Source organism: Natrinema sp. 1APR25-10V2 (assembly GCF_031626495.1).
Classification (GTDB): Archaea; Halobacteriota; Halobacteria; order Halobacteriales; family Natrialbaceae; genus Natrinema.
The window spans coordinates 20,235-38,904 of record NZ_JAMQOJ010000010.1; the positions used below are offsets into that span (position 1 = coordinate 20,235).

At 59.1% G+C, this 18,670-nt stretch carries 23 protein-coding genes and 1 riboswitch; of the genes, 7 read left to right on the plus strand and 16 right to left on the minus strand.

Annotated elements, in window-relative coordinates; genetic code table 11:
* Positions 1–3 precede the first annotated feature (3 nt).
* From NDO75_RS25375 to NDO75_RS25385, 3 genes are all read right to left on the minus strand, one after another.
* Entirely contained in the window at positions 4–438 is a 435-nt protein-coding gene (locus tag NDO75_RS25375; protein WP_310909370.1) for a PIN domain-containing protein, read from the minus strand.
* Positions 439–690, minus strand: a complete 252-nt coding sequence (locus NDO75_RS25380; protein WP_310909371.1) for an AbrB/MazE/SpoVT family DNA-binding domain-containing protein — start codon at positions 688–690, stop codon at positions 439–441. It abuts the gene before it with no gap.
* 91 nt (positions 691–781) lie between these two features.
* Entirely contained in the window at positions 782–1,603 is an 822-nt protein-coding gene (locus NDO75_RS25385) for a hypothetical protein (protein ID WP_310909372.1), read from the minus strand.
* A gap of 168 nt (positions 1,604–1,771) precedes the next feature.
* Here NDO75_RS25385 and NDO75_RS25390 point away from each other — a divergent pair, with 168 nt between their 5' ends.
* A complete protein-coding gene (locus NDO75_RS25390; protein WP_310909373.1) occupies positions 1,772–2,149 on the plus strand; it encodes a hypothetical protein in 378 nt (125 codons plus the stop codon).
* 12 nt (positions 2,150–2,161) lie between these two features.
* On the opposite strand, the gene NDO75_RS25395 is transcribed toward NDO75_RS25390, so the two are convergent.
* Complete coding sequence (locus NDO75_RS25395) at positions 2,162–3,088, minus strand: ArdC-like ssDNA-binding domain-containing protein (RefSeq protein ID WP_310909374.1); 927 nt, start codon at positions 3,086–3,088, stop codon at positions 2,162–2,164.
* Positions 3,089–3,332: 244 nt separating this feature from the next.
* Between NDO75_RS25395 and NDO75_RS25400 the strand changes: the two genes are divergently transcribed.
* Entirely contained in the window at positions 3,333–4,340 is a 1,008-nt protein-coding gene (locus NDO75_RS25400; RefSeq protein WP_310909375.1) for a bile acid:sodium symporter, read from the plus strand.
* 36 nt (positions 4,341–4,376) lie between these two features.
* Here the strand turns inward: NDO75_RS25400 and NDO75_RS25405 are convergent, their stop codons facing one another.
* Entirely contained in the window at positions 4,377–4,724 is a 348-nt protein-coding gene (locus NDO75_RS25405) for a hypothetical protein (RefSeq protein ID WP_310909376.1), read from the minus strand.
* Between the two features lie 183 nt (positions 4,725–4,907).
* A riboswitch (Fluoride riboswitch) is annotated at positions 4,908–4,972 on the plus strand.
* Between the two features lie 8 nt (positions 4,973–4,980).
* Between NDO75_RS25405 and NDO75_RS25410 the strand changes: the two genes are divergently transcribed.
* Both NDO75_RS25410 and crcB read left to right on the plus strand, forming a co-directional pair.
* Positions 4,981–5,394, plus strand: coding sequence for a CrcB family protein (locus tag NDO75_RS25410; RefSeq protein ID WP_345784928.1), 414 nt, complete (start codon positions 4,981–4,983; stop codon positions 5,392–5,394).
* A complete protein-coding gene (gene crcB, locus NDO75_RS25415) occupies positions 5,394–5,735 on the plus strand; it encodes a fluoride efflux transporter CrcB (protein WP_310909378.1) in 342 nt (113 codons plus the stop codon). Before NDO75_RS25410 ends, crcB begins: the two co-directional genes overlap by 1 nt.
* Positions 5,736–5,910: 175 nt before the next feature.
* On the opposite strand, the gene NDO75_RS25420 is transcribed toward crcB, so the two are convergent.
* From NDO75_RS25420 to NDO75_RS25430, 3 genes are all read right to left on the minus strand, one after another.
* Positions 5,911–7,089: a hypothetical protein gene (locus tag NDO75_RS25420; RefSeq protein ID WP_310909379.1), complete on the minus strand. Its 1,179-nt coding sequence runs from the start codon at positions 7,087–7,089 to the stop codon at positions 5,911–5,913.
* 191 nt (positions 7,090–7,280) lie between these two features.
* Positions 7,281–7,502, minus strand: a complete 222-nt coding sequence (locus tag NDO75_RS25425; RefSeq protein WP_310909380.1) for a hypothetical protein — start codon at positions 7,500–7,502, stop codon at positions 7,281–7,283.
* Between the two features lie 82 nt (positions 7,503–7,584).
* Positions 7,585–8,418, minus strand: a complete 834-nt coding sequence (locus tag NDO75_RS25430) for a hypothetical protein (protein WP_310909381.1) — start codon at positions 8,416–8,418, stop codon at positions 7,585–7,587.
* Between the two features lie 103 nt (positions 8,419–8,521).
* Here NDO75_RS25430 and NDO75_RS25435 point away from each other — a divergent pair, with 103 nt between their 5' ends.
* A complete protein-coding gene (locus NDO75_RS25435; protein ID WP_310909382.1) occupies positions 8,522–8,914 on the plus strand; it encodes a ribbon-helix-helix protein, CopG family in 393 nt (130 codons plus the stop codon).
* Between the two features lie 45 nt (positions 8,915–8,959).
* Here NDO75_RS25435 and lpdA read toward each other — a convergent pair whose 3' ends face one another.
* Positions 8,960–10,342 carry a dihydrolipoyl dehydrogenase gene (gene lpdA, locus NDO75_RS25440; RefSeq protein ID WP_310909383.1) on the minus strand — a complete coding sequence of 461 codons (1,383 nt, stop codon included), beginning with the start codon at positions 10,340–10,342 and terminating at the stop codon, positions 8,960–8,962.
* Between the two features lie 115 nt (positions 10,343–10,457).
* Positions 10,458–11,912, minus strand: a complete 1,455-nt coding sequence (gene merA, locus NDO75_RS25445) for a mercury(II) reductase (RefSeq protein WP_310909384.1) — start codon at positions 11,910–11,912, stop codon at positions 10,458–10,460.
* 78 nt (positions 11,913–11,990) lie between these two features.
* On the opposite strand from merA, the gene NDO75_RS25450 reads away from it, so the two are divergent.
* Positions 11,991–12,335: a helix-turn-helix domain-containing protein gene (locus tag NDO75_RS25450; protein ID WP_310909385.1), complete on the plus strand. Its 345-nt coding sequence runs from the start codon at positions 11,991–11,993 to the stop codon at positions 12,333–12,335.
* A gap of 18 nt (positions 12,336–12,353) precedes the next feature.
* Here NDO75_RS25450 and NDO75_RS25455 read toward each other — a convergent pair whose 3' ends face one another.
* The 4 genes from NDO75_RS25455 to NDO75_RS25470 all read right to left on the minus strand — a co-directional run bounded on the left by NDO75_RS25455 (position 12,354) and on the right by NDO75_RS25470 (position 16,755).
* Positions 12,354–13,514 carry a hypothetical protein gene (locus NDO75_RS25455; RefSeq protein ID WP_310909386.1) on the minus strand — a complete coding sequence of 387 codons (1,161 nt, stop codon included), beginning with the start codon at positions 13,512–13,514 and terminating at the stop codon, positions 12,354–12,356.
* Positions 13,515–13,873: 359 nt separating this feature from the next.
* A complete protein-coding gene (locus tag NDO75_RS25460) occupies positions 13,874–14,935 on the minus strand; it encodes an ABC transporter ATP-binding protein (protein WP_310909387.1) in 1,062 nt (353 codons plus the stop codon).
* Complete coding sequence (locus NDO75_RS25465; RefSeq protein ID WP_310909388.1) at positions 14,926–15,741, minus strand: ABC transporter permease; 816 nt, start codon at positions 15,739–15,741, stop codon at positions 14,926–14,928. The genes NDO75_RS25460 and NDO75_RS25465 overlap by 10 nt, the downstream gene beginning before the upstream one ends.
* Positions 15,742–16,755 carry an extracellular solute-binding protein gene (locus tag NDO75_RS25470; RefSeq protein WP_310909389.1) on the minus strand — a complete coding sequence of 338 codons (1,014 nt, stop codon included), beginning with the start codon at positions 16,753–16,755 and terminating at the stop codon, positions 15,742–15,744.
* Between the two features lie 63 nt (positions 16,756–16,818).
* On the opposite strand from NDO75_RS25470, the gene NDO75_RS25475 reads away from it, so the two are divergent.
* On the plus strand, positions 16,819–17,244 hold the full coding sequence (locus NDO75_RS25475) for a Tfx family DNA-binding protein (RefSeq protein WP_310909390.1): 426 nt from the start codon (positions 16,819–16,821) through the stop codon (positions 17,242–17,244).
* Positions 17,245–17,519: 275 nt separating this feature from the next.
* Here NDO75_RS25475 and NDO75_RS25480 read toward each other — a convergent pair whose 3' ends face one another.
* Together NDO75_RS25480 and NDO75_RS25485 are read right to left on the minus strand one after the other, a co-directional pair.
* Positions 17,520–18,137, minus strand: coding sequence for a DUF6166 domain-containing protein (locus tag NDO75_RS25480; RefSeq protein ID WP_310909391.1), 618 nt, complete (start codon positions 18,135–18,137; stop codon positions 17,520–17,522).
* The gene (locus NDO75_RS25485; protein WP_310909392.1) at positions 18,134–18,619 is read right to left on the minus strand and encodes an HNH endonuclease; all 486 of its coding nucleotides are present in this window, start codon (positions 18,617–18,619) and stop codon (positions 18,134–18,136) included. Before NDO75_RS25485 ends, NDO75_RS25480 begins: the two co-directional genes overlap by 4 nt.
* Between the last annotated feature and the right edge of the window lie 51 nt (positions 18,620–18,670).

Consider the following 18,670-nt stretch of genomic DNA (forward strand, 5'->3'; position numbering starts at 1 on the left):
GCGTCAGTTCGGATCGTAGGGATTCGTTGCTGTATCGAGTCGATAGACATCCTCGACAGCGTCAAAATCGTCATCAAACGCATACATGTAGCCGAGCCCCTCGGTTTGCATATACGCGACAATGCAGGCATCGACGAAGGAGAGCGGTTCGTGTTGGCGAAAGAGGGCCTTCCCTGTCGCGAGAGCATCGGTGGTGAGTGAGCCGATGTGGAAGCGGGCGTTTTCTTCGATGCGATCGAGGAGATCCACGGCTGCGTCGTGGCCGGCATGGGTCGTGAGGCCGTTGAGCGTTTCAGCGAGTACGTAGTCGAGGACGACTGCCTCCGGGAGCGTTCCATTGTCGATGCCCTGGAGCACGGGAAGCGCGGCATCGTGGGATCCATCCCGCCGGTATGCGGCGGCAAAGAGGACTGTCGTATCGATTAGTGCCCGAGGCATTTACTCGACGTCGACGCCCCAGGCGTCGTGATCGCTCGTGACATCGGTCGGCTCCTCACCAGCGTAGCCGTCGAAGTCGGCGAACGTGCCCGTTTGCTGTTGGATCACTTGGACCCGAATGCTCCCATCGTCTTCGAGATGCCAACGAAGGTGATCACCATCGTCGATATCGAGTTCCCGGCGAATCCGGGCGGGGATATTCGCTTGGTTTCCAGACACCTTGCTTTCGGCGTCAATTCTGTCGCTGCTCATACCTCCCGGTATGTGGCCGACCGTAAAAAGCCTAGTGTGCCGTCACACTACCCAGTACCAGAAGAGCGATTCCGACGAAGAGGATAGTGATCTACCCTGGGGTTGTTGGGAGCCGGCCGTCTGGTCGGGGAACGCGGCCCTGTTTGATCTCGTGATCGACGCGCCGCAGGTGTTTGCAGCCGCCTCCGGGTGAGCGCTGTTGCCAGTCGGGACAGGTACACGACTCGTCGATGACGTCGACTTCGTACCGGTTCCCGGACGCAGACTGCACCTCGTAGCGGCCACCTTTCGAAAGGAGCGAGACATCCATCGCTTCAGCGACGGCACGCTTCGTGCGGGGCTCGAGATCGTCCCGTGACTGTGCGTTCTCGTCGACGACCAGCCGGTCGCGAACGTCGCCGGTTCGGCCACCGTCCGGAGCGACGGCTTCCGCAGGGCCACTGAGCCGCTCGTGGAGCACTTCCTCCACCGGATGGCCTTCCGGCCACAGGTAGTGGACCTCGCGGCGCTCCCGGTGGTCGTAGGAGCCGCACACGGCTGCGCTCCCAGTCCAGACGCGCCAGGCCCCGAGCGCGGCCATCACGTCGACGATGTCGCGGGGAACCGTCTGGTGGTCGTCCGGGAAGAACACCCGGAAGCGGGTATAGGCTTCTTGCGGCGGGACGGTCTCCCACCAGTCTTCGCTCGAGCTCCAGCTATCGAACATCGCCTCGTCGCTCCCGTAGCCGACGGTCACGCCGCCGGTCGGTGTCCAGTCTGCTGGGAGGTGTTCCGCCTCGCCTTCGAGCACCCGGAGGACGGCGTATCGGAGGTATTCGTGAGCTTGGTTCTCTGTCGTTCGAGCTACCTGGTCGTGCTGCTCGGCAACGTGCTCGGCTTCCTCAAGAACCGTCATGAGATAGGGATCTGTCATCATTCGACGGAGGTCAGAACGCGCCTCCGCCCCTCCGCGGGCGCAGAAAAACATCCAGCAGCTGGAAGCCGGCTTTCTTAGCTCAGAACTGCCGTCGCATATCTCCCACCCGGCATCTAACATAGAGGAGCGAAATTTAATGCGGTACTGGTTACAATATCATACAAGATGCTCCGGGGACTAATCGCGCTTCTGGCATCGCTGTATACCGAGGTCGTGAAGGTTGCAAAATGGCCATTCAACCCAACGAACGGTGCGGGGCAGTACGTCACCCCCTCAAACCGTCATTTTCTGACGGGCAAGGCGAATCTCGTAGTGACTATTGGATACCGTCTGGGTCAAGCAGGGGTAAATTTCGGCAAGGCGCTTGTTTTCGATGTATTGGCTCCATTAGTTGATGCGATAATTGGGATTGCGAGTGATCTCTACCACTCAAATCCAAACTATACTCGAATGGCGCTCCGTGGAGGGTTTTCAGCGGTTCAAACAATCTTCGCGGTAGGAGCAGCTGGTCTAATGCTACTCGTCGGCCTGTTCCGAAAGTGAGTGGCGAGAGGTTTAGTGCTCCAGAACGTCGATGAGTTCTTCCGCTGTCCGACTGACTCGTCCGAGACGCTCGCGAACGACCTCGGGATCGTCCGACTCCCACGCAGCGAGGTAGAACGCCGACCCGCTAGTGTCGAGCCCGCAGTAGCGCCCGACGACGTAGGCGACCGCCTCGGCTTCAACTTCGCGTTTCGCCCGCTCGGTGTCGTCGTCGACGTCGAAGTGGAGCAGGGCGTGCGCGTACTCGTGAATCAGCGTCCGCGCAAGGTCGGCCTCGTTCTCCCGATCACGCACCTCGACGAGCGGCTGAACGTCGACGAGGCTCAGCTGCTCGCAGATGCCCTTCGCTTCGCCGTGGGTCCAGTCTTCGTCGGAAACGATTCGCACCGTCACACCGAGCTCATCAGCGGCGGCAGTCAACTGTTCGACGAGGTCGCCGGCGTCCCCGGTCGCTTCCGTGTCGAGTTCGGGAAGCGGTTCCCCCTCGGTCTGGGAGACGTCGAACACCGGCGCGGGCTTGAACCCGACTAGGTCCTCGGACCACTCCTCGGGCGGCGTCTCGTCGTACTCACAGTCACTGTCCTCGTGGTAGCTCGGCGAGTTCTCGCACTCCGGGCACTGCTTGGTGATGATCGGCGCCCAAATCCAGATGGCCGCCTCGCCCTCCTTGACGTGGCGGTCGAACTCCTCCTGCCACGTCCGGTAGCCTGCTACCCGGGTCGCCTCGGGACACTGCCGCTTGATGAGAAGCGTGTTCCGGTAGGAGTAGTCGTGGAACCGACTCTGGACATCCAGCCACTCCTGGAACTCCGCGCTGGCCTGCGCGTCGTCAACGCCGGCGATGAGGTCGTCGATCCACTGCTCGATGGTACTGTTCATCTCGTCGGATCGCGTGTCGGTCTGCTCGAAGGAGACCGACGAGTCTCTGGTCGTAGCCATTGTGTTCACCGAATCGAGTTCACGGCGACTGCGGCAGTTCAGAATGCGCCGCACCCCTCAGGGGCGTCTAAAAAACATATCTCCACAGCCCAACTAACAGGTTTTAGCGGCTCTGCGGGGGAACACTCAAAGAACTGTTACGACAGGTCGGCCACCGATGGGGACTTACGACTGCTCCCACCATCTCTACAAAACGAGGGCCCAAATTGATCGACGTTGCTACTGGTTCCCCTTCCACTCATCTATGACCATACTCTCGAAACAGTGGATTCAGCACAATCAGGTCGCGATCTACGCCGTCGCCGTCCTCCTGGCGATTGGGGTCGGGCTCGGGCTTCCTGGTGGGAGGTCGGTGCTGGAACCGCTCATCAATCCCGTGTTGGCCGTGCTGTTGTACGTCACGTTCCTCGAGATCCCGTTCGTCCGGATTCGGCGGGCCTTCCGGAACGGCCGGTTCATGGCGGCTGCGCTGGGAATGAACTTCCTGGTCGTGCCGGTCGTCGTGTTCGGCCTCACGCGGTTCCTCCCGCAGGAGCCGGTGATTCTCGTTGGCGCGTTTATGGTGTTGTTGACACCGTGTATCGACTACGTCATCACGTTCACCGAACTCGCCGGCGGTGACGCCGAACAGATCACGGCCGCGACGCCGGCGCTAATGCTCATCCAGCTGTTGTTGCTCCCGCTGTACCTCTGGCTGTTCATGGGCCAGCAGGTCGCCGAGTTCATCGAAGCCGGGCCGTTCATCGAGGCGTTCGTCGTCATCATCGCGCTGCCACTGACGCTCGCGTGGGCGACTGAGTACTGGGCAGAGCGCTCCGAGCGCGGCGCTCAGTGGCAGAATACGATGGGGTGGTTGCCGGTTCCGATGATGGGGGCGACGCTGTTCGTCGTGATTGCCTCCCAACTGCCGCGCGTGCAGGATTCGATCGGACAGATCGCGTCTGTCGTTCCCGTCTACGTGGCGTTCTTGGTCATAATGCCGTTGCTCGGCCGATTCGTAGCGGGAGTACTCGGGATGGAAGCTGGCGAGAGCCGGGCGCTCGTCTTCACCTCCGTCACCCGGAACTCGCTGGTCATACTTCCGCTGGCGCTCGCGCTCCCGTCGGGCTACGCACTCGCACCAGCGGTCGTCGTCACCCAGACGCTCGTCGAACTGACGGGGATGGTCGTCCTCACGCGAGTCGTCCCAGCGTGGTTAGTGCCGGAGTCGCCCAACGCACTTCTTGATCTTGATGTTGGGCAGAGTGATTGAGCTACGTTCTCCCGCGATCCAGACTATGTACTTCGGTCAGCGGAGCTTGTGTCGTTCGTCTGCAAAGCCAACCGAGACGAGGTACTCAAGGAACTCGTCAAACCGCTCGACATCGCCAGGCGTGTCGGTCGCAAGGTGACGCGCCCACTCGATGGCCCACTGAAAGGCGGGATCCGTGCCGCCCTTGCCGTGAATGTACCACCACCGGGCCGCTTTGAGAACCACTATGGGATTCGTCGGCGGGTGCTCACTGGCGAGGCCACGGGTGATGGACTCGATTTCGTCAGGGACGTCGGCGGGATCGATCTCCGCTGATTGCGTGTTGTCGATATCGACTGGAATGTCGTCGATCGAGACGTTGTCGGGACTCTGTTGTTGACTCACTGGAAGTCACCTCTGAGGGCTATCGAAGGAGCCCTCGCCCTCTCCGGGGCACGAAAAACAGTCGAACCAGATGCCCTCTACTGTCAACTCCCAACGGTGATTTACGCCGAAATCCTGTTTTCAGCGGTCATTCAATATTCTGGAGAACGGTGCGTTTATTTGTCCGATCGCCGGAGATAGAAGTGAAACACGGGCGATGGAGTCCGCCTTCCCCAACCGCCGATACGGCTGATGACTCCTACTTTTGGCTCATCAGATGCTACGGAGACAACTCATTCGGCACGGGGAAGCGATCGTATTGATTGCACTTGGTGGAATCGTCGGTGCGAACCTTCGATACGCTGTCGGGGCAGCAGCGGGTGACGCACTCCTGGTTACACTCCTCGTCAACACTCTCGGGAGCTTCGGACTTGGATTACTCCTCTTTGATGCTCGAGCAGATGAGTTCCTCACGAAACGGCTGCGTTATGTCTTCGGGACGGGCTTCTTCGCTTCATTTACGACCTACAGCACGTTCGTGGCCGACATTGCGTTGACCGCACCGGAACTTGCAGTCCCCTATATTATCGCCAGTTACGCATCCGGGTTTGGCGGAGTCCTTGTCAGTCGAAAAATCGTGGCCACCACGTCTACAACTGCAATTCAGCCTCCAACGCCGGGTGATGACTAATGGAGATTCTCCTCATCAGTATTGGCGGGGCAGTCGGTGCAGCTCTGCGTTATATGGTCGGGCAGCTGATCGACAACACGTCGTTTCCGTGGGCGACCCTCGTCGTAAACGCACTCGGGAGCTTCATCCTCGGTTCAGTCATTTTTGGGGTAAGTGATTCCGACATCCTCCTCCTGGTGAGTGTGGGATTCTGTGGGGCGTTCACGACATTCTCGTCCTTTAGCTTTCAGACCGTTAGCCTCTGGGAGCAGGGTGATCAGAGAGCTGCATTCTTAAATGCGCTCGGCAATCTAGCTGTCTCTCTGCTTGCATTCGGCGCTGCGTGGGTTCTCAGAGCCTAAGGACTGAGAAATTCCCGCTCACCAGTCGGTTCGGGAAGATCGGGGTGAGAATCGAACCCCCTCTATGTCACGTCGGCGGGAGGTAGACGCTCTGCTCGCCGGCGATCTCCATGTGCTGAACGTGGAACTTCACTTGTTAGTCAACTACCGGTTGGACTGGCAGCCGTTCGAGACGTCAGTGGCACGGGATACAGAGAGTCAGCAGGTTACTCGGCACATCTGCATCGTCGACCGACCGGTCTGGATCGGTGTAGAACCGCCGTCGTGGAATCCGGTGGTGAACCGGAAGATCACGCCCAAATCGGTCTCGGTGCGTTTCACGGTCCATACCGCAACGGAGACAGGATTCGTTGTCACGGTGTATGATTTCCTCGCGAATCTGTGGCCAGTTCGAGCCAAACGGGACTGTCTCAGTATCTGACTGACGGTAGCTTTCTAAATAGTCCGGATTGGCCGCTTGAAGCGCTGTTCGCCACGCTCCGAATTCGCGCTGATACGGATCGATGGTGAACTTCCCGTGTTCGTTCATTTCCGTTGTTGTCGGTGGGTGGCCCAGATCATCCGCGACTGCCCGCAATTCGGCTAATAACTCCTCCCGTGGAATTCGCCACCGCTCATTCGGCTCGAAACCGGCAACTCGTAGAGCTTCATTCCACGAACCGAATCGCTCCTGATAGACTGCTGCACTCCATTTCCCCTGGTTCCGCATCTCATCCTTCCGAGGGACATGGCCTAGCTCCTCGGTGAGACTGTTGAGTTCGGATATCAGATCTGCCTCGCTCACATCCCACACGGAGTGGACTTCCAATTCCGCTTGCCGAAGAGCACGATTCCAGGTCCCAAAAGCTCGCTTGTACGAATTCGAGGTGTAGGGGCCACTCCGGTCCATCTCATCTGTCGTGGGTGGTCGACCCAGTTTCTCAGCGAACCCGTGTAAGGCGGTAATGAGTGTCTCCTCGGAGAGGTTCATTTCGACGTTCGGTTCAAAACCGGCCGCCCGTAGTGCTGAATTCCACCCTCCAAATCGCGTGTAGTATGTGTTTACTGAATACTCTCCGTGAGTACTGTATTCGCGCTCTGACGGAGTTCCCCCTACCATGTCGGCAACTGATTTGAGATCAGTAAGAAGGTCCTCTTCGGCCGTCAGTGGTCGTCCGTTAGGATCGTTCGCTCCGGTTTGAAGTCCGGCAGCTTCGAGTGCGTCATTCCACGACCCGAACCGATTCCCGTACGTCTTCGAAGCATGAGGCCCTGAATCGTCCATCTCACTCTGCGACGGGGGACGACCGAGTTCCTCAGCGAACTTCTGGAGCCGGTTGAGGAGTTCATCGTCTGAGTACAGCTTCTTGCCCATGATTTCTGAGTAGTTGAGTCACTCAGTTTGGTCCCGGCTCGGTATTTGAATGTCCGTTCTGAGGTCTGCGATGCGTCATCCTATCGATGCTGGCTGCCCCGCACCCATTCAGGAGCCCGAAAAACCGAGGCACATTTGATTAACCAACAATAGGGGAAACTCACGCGGAGAGTGTTGGTTAAGAATAGAGCTTACTCTTCGTTCTCACGCAGCTCTTCAGCCTTCCACTTGAGCCGGCGCAGAATCTGCGTTCGATTCTGGTGGGCGTTCTCGTAGGCAACACACTCCTGGAGGGTTTCCATATCCGGAATCGTCGCGATCCCTGCCTTGATCAGGCGCGTGTTCGGTGCTTCTAGCCGTTTCTCCGGTGGAAATTCTGCAGCTGATTCCGATTCATGTGATGGGCCACTCATTCTGGATGCCTCCACCCTTTAGCGGCGCGAAAGACCTCACAGAACACAGGAAGGTGAGAGACCGGAAACTCAACCTCCCGATTCAGAAAATGCCGGCGATGAAGCCGAGTCCCATGACGACGAGAACGGTCGCTGAGAACAGCGGCAGGTACGGTGTGTACTTCTCAACCGTTTCTTCGTACTCCTGATACCCAGCGATCAGGAGCATCGTCAACCCGACGATACCGATGATGACTGTCAGCGCATACGCGGTCATCAGTTCCAGACAGTATGTTGAACCGGCACACAGCCCGATAATCTCGAACTCCTCCTCGTGGGCGAACCCGAGGACGAATGCGAACCAGGCGATTCCAAGAAGTCCGCGGTCGGCGTCTGTAGCTGGATCGCCTCCGTGATCGTGGGAGTGCCCGCCGATTCCTCGAAGACGAGTTTTCACCCGTGTCAGTAACCTATCCGAGGAGTATTCTTGTGTGGATGATGTGGCGTGGTCGTGATGGTCTGACCTTCCCTCCGTCTGTGTATCGTGGTCGTGTCCGTGGCTGTGCCCGTGTTCGTCCTCGTGCTGGTGAGAATGGCCGTGTGTGTACTCACGAATCCCGAGTCCGATGAGTAAAACGCCTGCAACGATACTCACTGGACCGCCGATGGTAATGCCGCCAAAAATCGAGATCGGCTCGTTCACTTGGGTCAGCTCAAAGTAGGATTTCGCGTAGAAGAACACGCCAACCATCGCTAGACTGCTGATGAGGTGGCCAATGCCGATTAGCGAGCTGGCGGCGAATCCGTAGAGCCACTTGTTGGATTGATCGAGTGCATAACTCGCGGCGACCGGCCATCCGTGTCCGGGCTCGATGCCGTGCACGAATCCGAGCGCAATCGCGCCGACCAACAGTGGAAACGCCTCGCCGTGGAGCATTCATCTATCTCTCGATCCTTGCGCCGTATAGCGGTTGTTAAGACTAAATCAGGAATTCCGTAATAATCGAGGGGTCAAGACAGTAGGGGACCAATTGGGGAGTATGCGCACGAGCTTGAACGTGTCTGAGGACATTCTCGAGGAGTTCGATGAGACGTGGCAGGCTGAGGGATTGGACTCCCGCTCGCGGGCGATTCGTGAAGCGATGCAGGAATACATCGAGGGGCACTCACAACTCGAAGAGGTTACGGGTGAAGTCGTCGCTGTACTGGCGTTCGATTACCAGCACCACGAGGTGATTCACGACATCCATTCTGCCCAGCATCAGTTTCAGGACGTCATCGAGACGATGAGCCACACTCATCAGGGGGAGTGGTGTTTGGAGACCGTCTTCTGTCACGGCGATGCGGCGCGGGTTCGGGAACTCGTGTATCGGCTCCGTGACTTCGATGGGGTCGGTCGCGTGAAGACGATGCTCCTCCGACCGGGTACCTGACCTTCCCGGGGACAGCACGACTAATGAAGGTGTAACTCTCGGCTCTCACGAGGGTTTGTGAACTCCACCGGCAGCGGAGTTGATACTTTCAGGGAGCGTGGGGTGAATGTGCATCGTTTCGGCAATCTGTTCCGCAGTTGCGCCGAGTTCGATGGCGAGAACGAGTTCGTGGACGATTTCGGCACCTTGTTCACCGACGACGTGGGCGCCGAGTAGCTCGTCGGTGTCGGCGTCCGTGACGAGTTTGACGAATCCCTCGGTCTCACCGAGCGCCTTCGGCTTGCCCTGGTCGGCGAAGTCCTGGCGGCCGATCCCCACCTCGTACCCCTCGTCCCGGGCTTCCTGTTCGGTTAGCCCGACGTGGCCGACCTGTGGGTCGGTGAACACCGCCCACGGGACAGTTCGGCCCTCAGTGCTGATCTCTTTACCTTTCGCGAGGTGCCGATACAGGAGGTCTGCGTCGTCGCGAGCGGAGTGGGTGAACATCGGCGGCCCACTCACGTCGCCGATGGCGTAAACTCCGTCAGCAGTCGCTCTGAAGCTGTCGTCGGTCTCGACGAATCCCCGATCGTCGAGCGACACGCCGATATCTTCGAGCCGGAGACCGTCCGTATTCGGTGTTCGGCCCGCGGCGAGGGCGACGTCCGAGACGGTGATGGAAACGTCGTCGTCAGCATCGGCGTCGACACGAATACCGTCGTCGGCCTCCGCAAGTGCCGTCACGGGCGCACCGGTCTGAACGGTGATTCCCTCGTTTTCGAAGGCGCTCTCAATGACCCCGCTCACCTCTGGATCTTCTTGTGGAAGGAGGCGCTCACTTCGCTGGAAGACGGTGACGTCAGCGCCGAACCGGCTGTACATCTGGGCGTACTCGCAGCCGACGTAGCCACCGCCGATGACGGCCAGCGAGTCGGGGACTGAGTCGAGGGTGAGCAGGTCGGTGCTGTCGTGGACGTCCACATCCTCAAGGCCGTCAATCGGTGGCTTCGCTGGGCGAGCACCCGTATTGATGACGACCCGTTCGGCTGATAGCGTGCGGTCGTCGACGCAGACCTTGTGTGGAGATTCGAAGACGCCATGGCCCTCGACGAAGTTGATGTTCTCGTTGCCCTCGACGTTCTCATAGGCCCCCTCGCGGATGCTCTCGACGACGTCGTCCTTGCGGTCGACGATTACGTCCATGTCGGCCTCGATGGCGCCGTCGATGTCGATACCGAACTCTTCGCTCCGGCGAGCGAGGTTTGCGACCTCTGCGCTCCGGAGCATCGTCTTCGTCGGGATACATCCACGATTGAGACAGGTGCCGCCGAGGAGGTCTTCCTCGATGAGCGCCGTCTCCATCCCGGAATACGCACACTTCATCGCGACCGGGAGGCCAGCCATCCCGCCGCCGAGGACAAGCAGGTCGTAGTCGTATCCGTTACTCATTGATCTGCCCTCCACAGATGGTGTCGTCGCTAGCCGTTGCTTCTCGGTCTATACACAATGCGGACGTCACTGTATTCTTGGCCTCGGTCATGATTTGGATGATGCTGGTAAGGGGTTACTCGATACAGCAGCTCATCGTGGTCGTGTCCCGGCGGAACGCCTGACAGGCGTGTTTGAACGCCTCGGAGAACGTCGGGAACGGGTGGACGGTGTCGATGATGTCGTCGATGGTGAGGCCGAACTTCACCGCCAGCGTCGCTTCCATGATCATGTCGGCGGCACGGGGGCCGACCATGTGGACGCCGACGATTTCGTCGGTCTCGTGGTGTTTGACGACTTGGACGAGTCCATCCGTGTTCTTGACGGCTTTCGCTCGCGGTACGTCCTCCATCTGGACGGTCCGACAGGAACAGGTGCCGTGTTCGTCCATGTACTCCAGTTCGGTCGTCCCGACGGCTGCGACCTCGGGACTTGTGAAGACGACTGCGGGGACCGCACCGTAGTCGATGCTGACGCCTTCATCGCCGAAGGCGTTCTTGACGGCGTGATTGCCTTCCTTGGCGGCGACCGTCTCCAGTTCGGGCTCGCCGATTACGTCGCCGGCGGCGTACACGTCGGGATTCGTGGTTTGGAAGTGCTCGTCGACGTGGATCGTCCCGTCGTCGTTCGTTTCGACTCCCACTGATTCGAGGCCGATACCCTCGCTGTTGGGCTGAACACCGGTCGCGACGAATAGTGCGTCTCCGGTCACCGTCTGCTCGGCGCCCTCGACAACTGTCTCGACAGCGACGCCCGATTGGATTGCTTCGACCCCGCCGTCAGTTGCTGATGTGCGCACGCGCTGGAAGTCGTTGCCGGTGACCACGTCGATCCCCTCGTCTTCGAATGCGCGCTGCATCTCTCGTCCGAGCTGGCCTTCCATTCCCGAGAGGACACGCTCGGAGCGCTGGAGGATGGTCACGTCGACGCCGACGCGGTGAAGAATCTGCCCCCACTCGAGGGCGATATAGCCGCCTCCGATGATGACGATGCGCTCCGGGAGGTCCCGCTCTTCGAGGATGGTCTCGCTCGTGTAGTACTCGACCTCGTTGAGCCCGTCGATGGACGGCGCCCAGGGCGAACTTCCGGTCGCGACGAGTGCTTTGTTCCCGGTGATTCGGGCTCCTTCGTCGGTTCCTTGGACGACCTCGATGGTTGTGTCGTCGACCAGCTGGCCGTAGCCCTCGTAGATGTCGGTCTCGAAGTGCTCAGCTACGTCGATGTAGTTCTCCTGGCGGAACCGTTCGACGAGTTCGTCGGTTCCGTCGAATGCGTCGGCCCAGTCAACGGTCGGCTCCTCGGGGTATCGAACGGCGTCGAAGGGGTTCTCCGACGCTGCAGCGCCGCTCTCGGCGACGGCAAGCAGATGCTTACTTGGAACACAGCCGACGTTCACGCAGGTCCCACCGATCGGCAGGCCGGTGTTCACCATCGCCGTCGAGAGATCTCGGCGGCTTGCTTCGGTAATCGCGGCGAAGGCTGCGGCACCGCCGCCGAGGATCACGAGATCGTATTGAGAGTCGCTCGTCACGCGTACTATTACTTTACGACGGGAAGGGTTTATACTTCGGAGTCCAAAGCTATGGAGGAAGTTGGAGGCCGCAAAGCTATGGCAGATACCACCTCATCAGCCCCCGTCTGTGACGTCGACGGCACGTGCTATTGTCCGCTTACGGGTGTCATCGACACGTTGAGCCGGAAATACGCGATGCAACTCGTCAGTATCATCGGCGCGCACGACTCACTGCGGTTCGCGGAGATCGAGGACCACCTCCCGACGGCGAGCACGTCCACGATCTCGAAACGCCTCGACGAGTTCGAGGAGGCAGGGCTCGTCTCACGGACGCAGTACAACGAAATTCCGCCGCGTGTCGAATACGCGTTGACTGACGACGGCGACGAGGTTCGAACACGACTGGAACCGTTACTCGAGTGGGCAACTGAAAACAGCTGAGCTCCGACAATTCGAGGTTCAGCCCATCGCGTCTTGGAACCGCTCACGGAGTGCATCCTCCCGCTCCTCGAACTGGTCCACCTTCTCCTGCAGGTCGTCGCTGACGCGCTCGATGCTCGCGAGTGCCCGCTCACCGGCGAGCGACGCCTGCGACCCGTCGTCGCCGTCCGCCTCCAGCTGCTCCTCGTAGGCTCGCTCGACGCGCTCGATGGTGCCCTCCGGGTTGAACAGGATATCGTTGGCCGTGCGGACGTAGCCGTCCAGCGACGCACCCTCCTTGCCCTGAAAGAAGTGGGTCAGCGCGTACGTCGCGCCGGAATGGAGCGTCCACATATCGATCTCGACGGGGGAGACAGCGTTGGCCTCCGCATCGCTCGCGGCACGCTCGGCCAGGTAGTCCGGGAACCCCAGCAGGCTGTAGAACTCTGTGACGGTGAACGGGAGCTCCGAGAAGTCGAGGTCGATGTCCTGGGCATCACGGATGAACTCGAAGAGGTCGTCGGCGACGAGTTCGACCTGTGCGAGGATCTCCTCCCACCAGGTCCGGAAGTTCCGCACGTCGCCGACGTGCTTGATGACCTCCTTGTCGGTGAGCGACCGCATCGTATTCGAACAGTACCCGTCCTGGGCGAATCCCTCCACGTAGACGGCGTGCTCGCCGAAGAAGTCGTAGCCCGACGTGACGCCCATCGTGATCGGGTCCGACCGGCCGGGGAGGCGCACCTCGAGGCCGTCGAACATGATGTCCATGTGGACCTCGCCGCCGCCCCGGTAGCGTCGGATCTCGCCGAACATTACGTCACCGAGTGGCGTCCCTTCGACGGTCTCCTCGCGGAGGACCTCCTCTAGCGGCCCGTAGACATCGACCGGGTTGATGATTGCGTACGAGTCGGTCGGAATATGGAACAAGGAATCCATTTCGGCGTCCTCCTCACGGGCCTGCTCTCGAGCGCGACTCGGCTCGACGAGCGCGTTGAACCGCTCCGTCTCGACCCACTCGTCGGTGTATGGATTCTTGTAGGCCACGGTCGACTCGACGGCCTGCGGGAGGTCACGAATCGCCTCGGCGAAGGTCACGGAGTCGCTGCCCCCGCGACGCTGTCGGTACCACTCGGGCAGTTCGGTGTCGGTACGTCCATCGACGCCAGCGAAGATGGTTCTCGACTCTGGGTCTTTCATTTCGGTCACCTCGACGCAGGAACGCTCATCGACGGCCGCCTGCCTCGTCTCGCGCCCTGCGCCCCTCTGCCGGGCGCAACAACAACACCACGTTAACCAACACTATGTCTTAGGAAGGAGAGAATGTTGGTTAAATAAACGTCCAGTCCAAGATTTTGGCCGCTGAAACAACCCGGTACTAGCCTGTTGAAAGAGGAATTCCGCCGGTGACGTGTTGGGTCAAGTTACGATAGGGCATCGGCGGTACGCTATTGTCGCTCGTTGTACCGCTATGTCCTAAAATCGGCCAGCTCTACACGTGTGGATTTCTCCTCTAAGTGCCCCGTCAAGGGGATGATTCTACGAGTGTTGGCGGGAAACTACTGGCGTTCCGGAATCAAGTGGATCGCCTCTTGCGGAATTAGTACTTGGACCTCTGAGCCGTTTTCGAGCGCCAGCTGCTCGAACGTCGGCGGGCGAACGTTTGCTGTGAGTGTGAGCGCCCCCGCTTCAACCTCGATTTCAACCCGGTACTCACTTCCCTCGTTCAACCACCGAGCAATCGTGCCCGTGACTGTGTTTGTCGCTCCGTCACCGTCGGCAAGAGTGGGCATTTCGACCTCTACCCGTGATGGATGAATACAAACCGTGACGGCCGATGCGGAGATATCTGGCGCAGTCGTCTGGAACTGAATATTCCCGACCTGAACTATCACTCCGTCTCCGCTTCGGTCCGTCACTGTCCCCTCAAAGAGATTCTCGTTCCCAGTAAAGCGAGCGACGAAACGATTTGTAGGCTGCGTGAGTACCGTCGACGGCGAGCCAATCTGTTCGAGGGTACCGTCTCGAACGATGGCGATTCGGTCACCGAGTGCCGTCGCCGTCCGCTGGTCGTGTGTGACATAAAGAACCGGAATCTCGATCGACTTGAACAGGCTGTGTAGTTCGTCCCGGAGCCTCTTCCGGATCGGTGCGTCGAGGCTCGACAGCGGTTCGTCGAGGAGAAGGACGTCCGGGTCGGTCGCTAGCGTTCGTGCGAGGGCGACCCGTTGTCGTTCCCCACCCGAGAGCTTCGGGGGCTTTCTATCAAGGACTTCCTCTAGTTCGAGTAGGATCGCGAGTTCGTCAGCGCGATCGCTGGCTGTAGCTGCGTATTCGATGTTTTCTCGGGCGGTCATGTGGGGGAAAAGCGCTCCCTCTTGGAACACCATCCCCACACGCCGGTCTTCGAGCGACAACCCGACCAGGTTTCGTCCATCGAGTCGAATTGATCCAGACTTCGGAGTAGCAATACCAGCGATCAGCGAGAGCAAGGTTGTTTTCCCACTGCCAGATGGCCCTAGAACGGCGAGCACTTCGTCCTCAACCGCCAAGTCAACGGGACCGAAGTCGAACTGGCCGTAGTCTTTGCGCAATCGAGAGATTTCAAGTGTCATTCCCATGGATTCGAGGCGATAGTATTGAGAATCAATAGTGCCGTGGCAGCGATTAGTACCAAAAGTATCGCTACCGGGTAGGCGTTATCCAGACCGAGTTCGATAAACGCCACCCAGATTTGGACCGGCATCGTCCGGGGATAGTACGCCATCATCATCGTCGCGCCGAACTCGCCGATTGCCCGTGCAAAGGCGAGCGTTACACCGGCAAGAATTCCTGGGCCGGCCAAGGGTAGCGTCACATGGCGAGCGGTCGTCAGTCGGCTTTTCCCCAACGAGCGAGAGGCATATTCGAGTGTTTGATCGACGCTTTCGAATGCCGCTTTTGCTGTCACGACTACGAACGGCGACGCAACAAACGTCTGGGCGAGTATGACCCCAGCGAGCGATCGTGTGAGTGGAAACCCAGCCGTGATCGCGGCTTCCCCGAGAGGTGATCCCGGCCCGAAGACGGTAAGCAAAACGATACCGCCGACTGTAGGGGGAAGTACCAACGGGAGGACCACGACTGCGAGGACGACCTTTGTCACAGCCCCGTCGGTGCGTGCGAGCCAGTATGCGAGTGGCAAACCGAACAGCGTGGCGACGGCTGTGCTAATCGATGCCGACAGAAGCGACGTTGTCGCCGAATCTACGACGGTTGGATTGTTCATCCGAGCAAGGATCTCTCCAGCCGATACCGAGAGAAACAGCGACACCAATGGAACGATGTAGTACAGGAGTAGCACTCCCCCAAGAATGAGCGCAACGCTGAGCCAATCAAGCCCAAACGTATCCGTTGTAGATCGATTTGAGTGTGTGTCTGTTGTCATTCAAATCAGGACAGTGATGTCTGAGACTGTCGACGATAGCTCTTTGTCGGGTCCGCTGAGCTGGGATTGATTCTCGTTAGTTTGGTCAGTAGCCTGCCTGATGCGTTGGGGAACGTCGCCCGAATAGGCAGGGAACTGTTCGCGCAGGAGAAATCCATGTTCTTCGAGATAGTTCCCTGTCGTAAGTGCGTCGAACACGGAAACTGCGGCGTCGCTCATGTGCCGAATGGTTGAGCCATAACTAATGAGCCCACCCTGGATTTCCTGGCCGCTCGGCAGTGTATACGAGGTCGTTGAGTACCAATCCTCGGCGTACTCTGGATTACTCAGATTGATCTGATCCGGTAATTCGATGTATTCGTACTCGCGTTCGACGGCCATATTGCGGTAGGCGAAGGCGGCGTCGATAGAGCCGGTCTCGAACTGGCTGATTAACGACGTTTCGGGATAGATCTGATCTTGCTGGAGGATCCCCTCTCTGAGATCCGTTGCCTCGTTATAGTACCGTGAGGCGAGGTCGAGCATGAAGAGGGTCCGATAACCAAGTGGGTCTTGATCAGGGTCGGTACGGCCGATATTCACGTTCCCGTTGACCATCGGTTCGTACCAGCTTTCGGTTCCGGCCTCGGCCAGGCGTGCCCCACCATCTGTATCTGGATTATACGCGATGACGACTGAGTTGCTGGTAAACACGGAATGCCACGACGGTGAGAGTGGTTCTGCAAAGAGCGCCACGTCGGCGACGGAGACGATATCCGGATCGCGTTGTCCTTCGTCGATCATTCGAGCCACCGTCGCAGAACCATGGGCCTCGACTTCTACTGGGATGTCCACAGCAGGCTTGAGCCCGTTAGCTAGTGCGTTCTGGAGACTTCCAGCTGCGAGGATGGTGACCGGCGTTGATGGGCTCCGATCTCGACTACCCGCACCTGTACAGCCCGAAAAACCAGCGACAGCCGCAGTCCCGGCAGTAAAAAGAACTCGCCGTCGCGTAGTCAGAGATCCATCATTCATCCATACGAGATAGAGAATAGTTTGAGAGAAAAGCCTATCTCAAACACATCTGTTTGACTCTGTATGAGCTCTACTGCATCAACGACATTGACCGACCGGCAGGTGGAGGTACTTGAGCTCCGGGAGCAGGGTCATACGCAACAAGAAGTGGCGGACCAATTGGGGACGACCGATTCGAATATCAGTGCTATCGAACGAGCGGCAGAACAGAACATCGAGAAGGCCCGTCGGACATTGGAACTCGTCCGGACGATCCGGTCGCCGATCCAGTTTTCCGTCTCTCCAGGGACGAGTTTTGATGATTTAGTTGCCAGCGTCTATTCACACGCAGACGAAGCTGGTATCAAAATTGCATACTGTCGTCCGGAACTCTATACACACCTCTATGGGGTCCTCAAAGAGTGTACGAACCAGAATGAACTGAAGACGACCATCGATGTCGGAATTACCAATCAAGGCGAGGTGAGAGTCTTCACTGAGGACTTCTGAGCGGGGTTTGGCCGTTGAATATTGTCGAACTGTCTTCCGCCAAAACCAGAACACTGGTAGAACAATTCTGCTAAGAGCGCAGAATGCAGATATCCCGTCCCGTACGAACCAGAACTACCGCTCTCATTAAGGGCGCCGAGGCCAACGAATTAGGCCCATATAATCGATCCCTTCTCAACAATACTGCTGCCCCATCTCGCGCCCGATTTTCTCGAGCGCCTCGACACCACGTTCGAGGAGCTGGTGGGTGGCTCGCGCCAGTCGAAGCGTCTCCATCAGCACTCCCCCTCCGGCGGCTCGATGAGGTCGTTGCTCTCGTCGGCGAGGTCGCGGATAGCCTGTTCAACGTCGGCATCGACCGGAATCGTCCGAATAGCCAACGGCGCTGGATAGGCGCGGTCTCCCTGACTGCACAGAATGACGAGGCACTCGTCGGTTCCCTCCCCGAGCACGATGTAGTGGTCGCGATCAGCGCGCTGGAAGACCCGCCGGTCGGGACGGGAGACGGTTCGCCAGTTCTCGGGAAGTGTTGGCGACGGACGTCCGCCGTCGGGAAGCGCGACGACGTCGTCGGTAAGGGTCGCCATCGCGGCGTCGATCTCCTCGCCGGGGAGGTGCCAGCACGCCGCAGCACCGTCGCACTCCAGCTGCGAAACCACCTGATTCCGGAACGCGATGTAGTGTTGACGGGCGACCTGCTCATCGTCGTAGTAGTCGAGAAGGAGCGCGCACGCAAGCTGGGCGGGCCCGCTGCCCCGGTACCCGACCTCGAAGCCACTCGGACTGTGGTTGACGAGATCGAGACTGCGGTCGGGCGTGAGTTCTGTGTCCTCGGGACGGCGAGTGATAACGAGCTCTCCTCGTCGACGTCGGCCGACGTATGCCGTCGTCATTTGAATCGCCCCCGTTCGTCCCGCTCGCGATCAGAGACATCCCACTCGTGGTCGGTAGGCTTAATCTCGGACCCGAAGCCGTGTCGTTCGGCGTGTTCGGCGCGACTGAGGAGTTCGAGATTCTCCGGCCTATTGTCGAACCGAATGCCGTTTTTATGATGAACGTGCTTGTCCGCGACGGCGTCGAACCCGCGCTCTGCTACCATTACGAGTCGGTGGATACCGACGGAGTCCGTCGTCCCACGATAGTTCGAGGCGCAGATGACGTAGCCACGGTCGGTGAACACGGCGGGATGCCGTCGCCGGTTCGGGGCCGCTTCTCGTGCGTCTCGACGTGGGATGTCGAATCGCTGCATCCACTTCGAGACCGTCTGTTGTGTACAGTCCAGTTTGTCCGCGATCTCGACCGTGCTCAACTCCTGTTCCCAGTAGAGTTCGTAGAGGAGCGATTCGTCTCGCCAGGGGTACTCTGAATCGGTCATGGATCAATGACGGGGAGTGAATTCCCCCGCACCCCTCTCGGGGGCAATAAA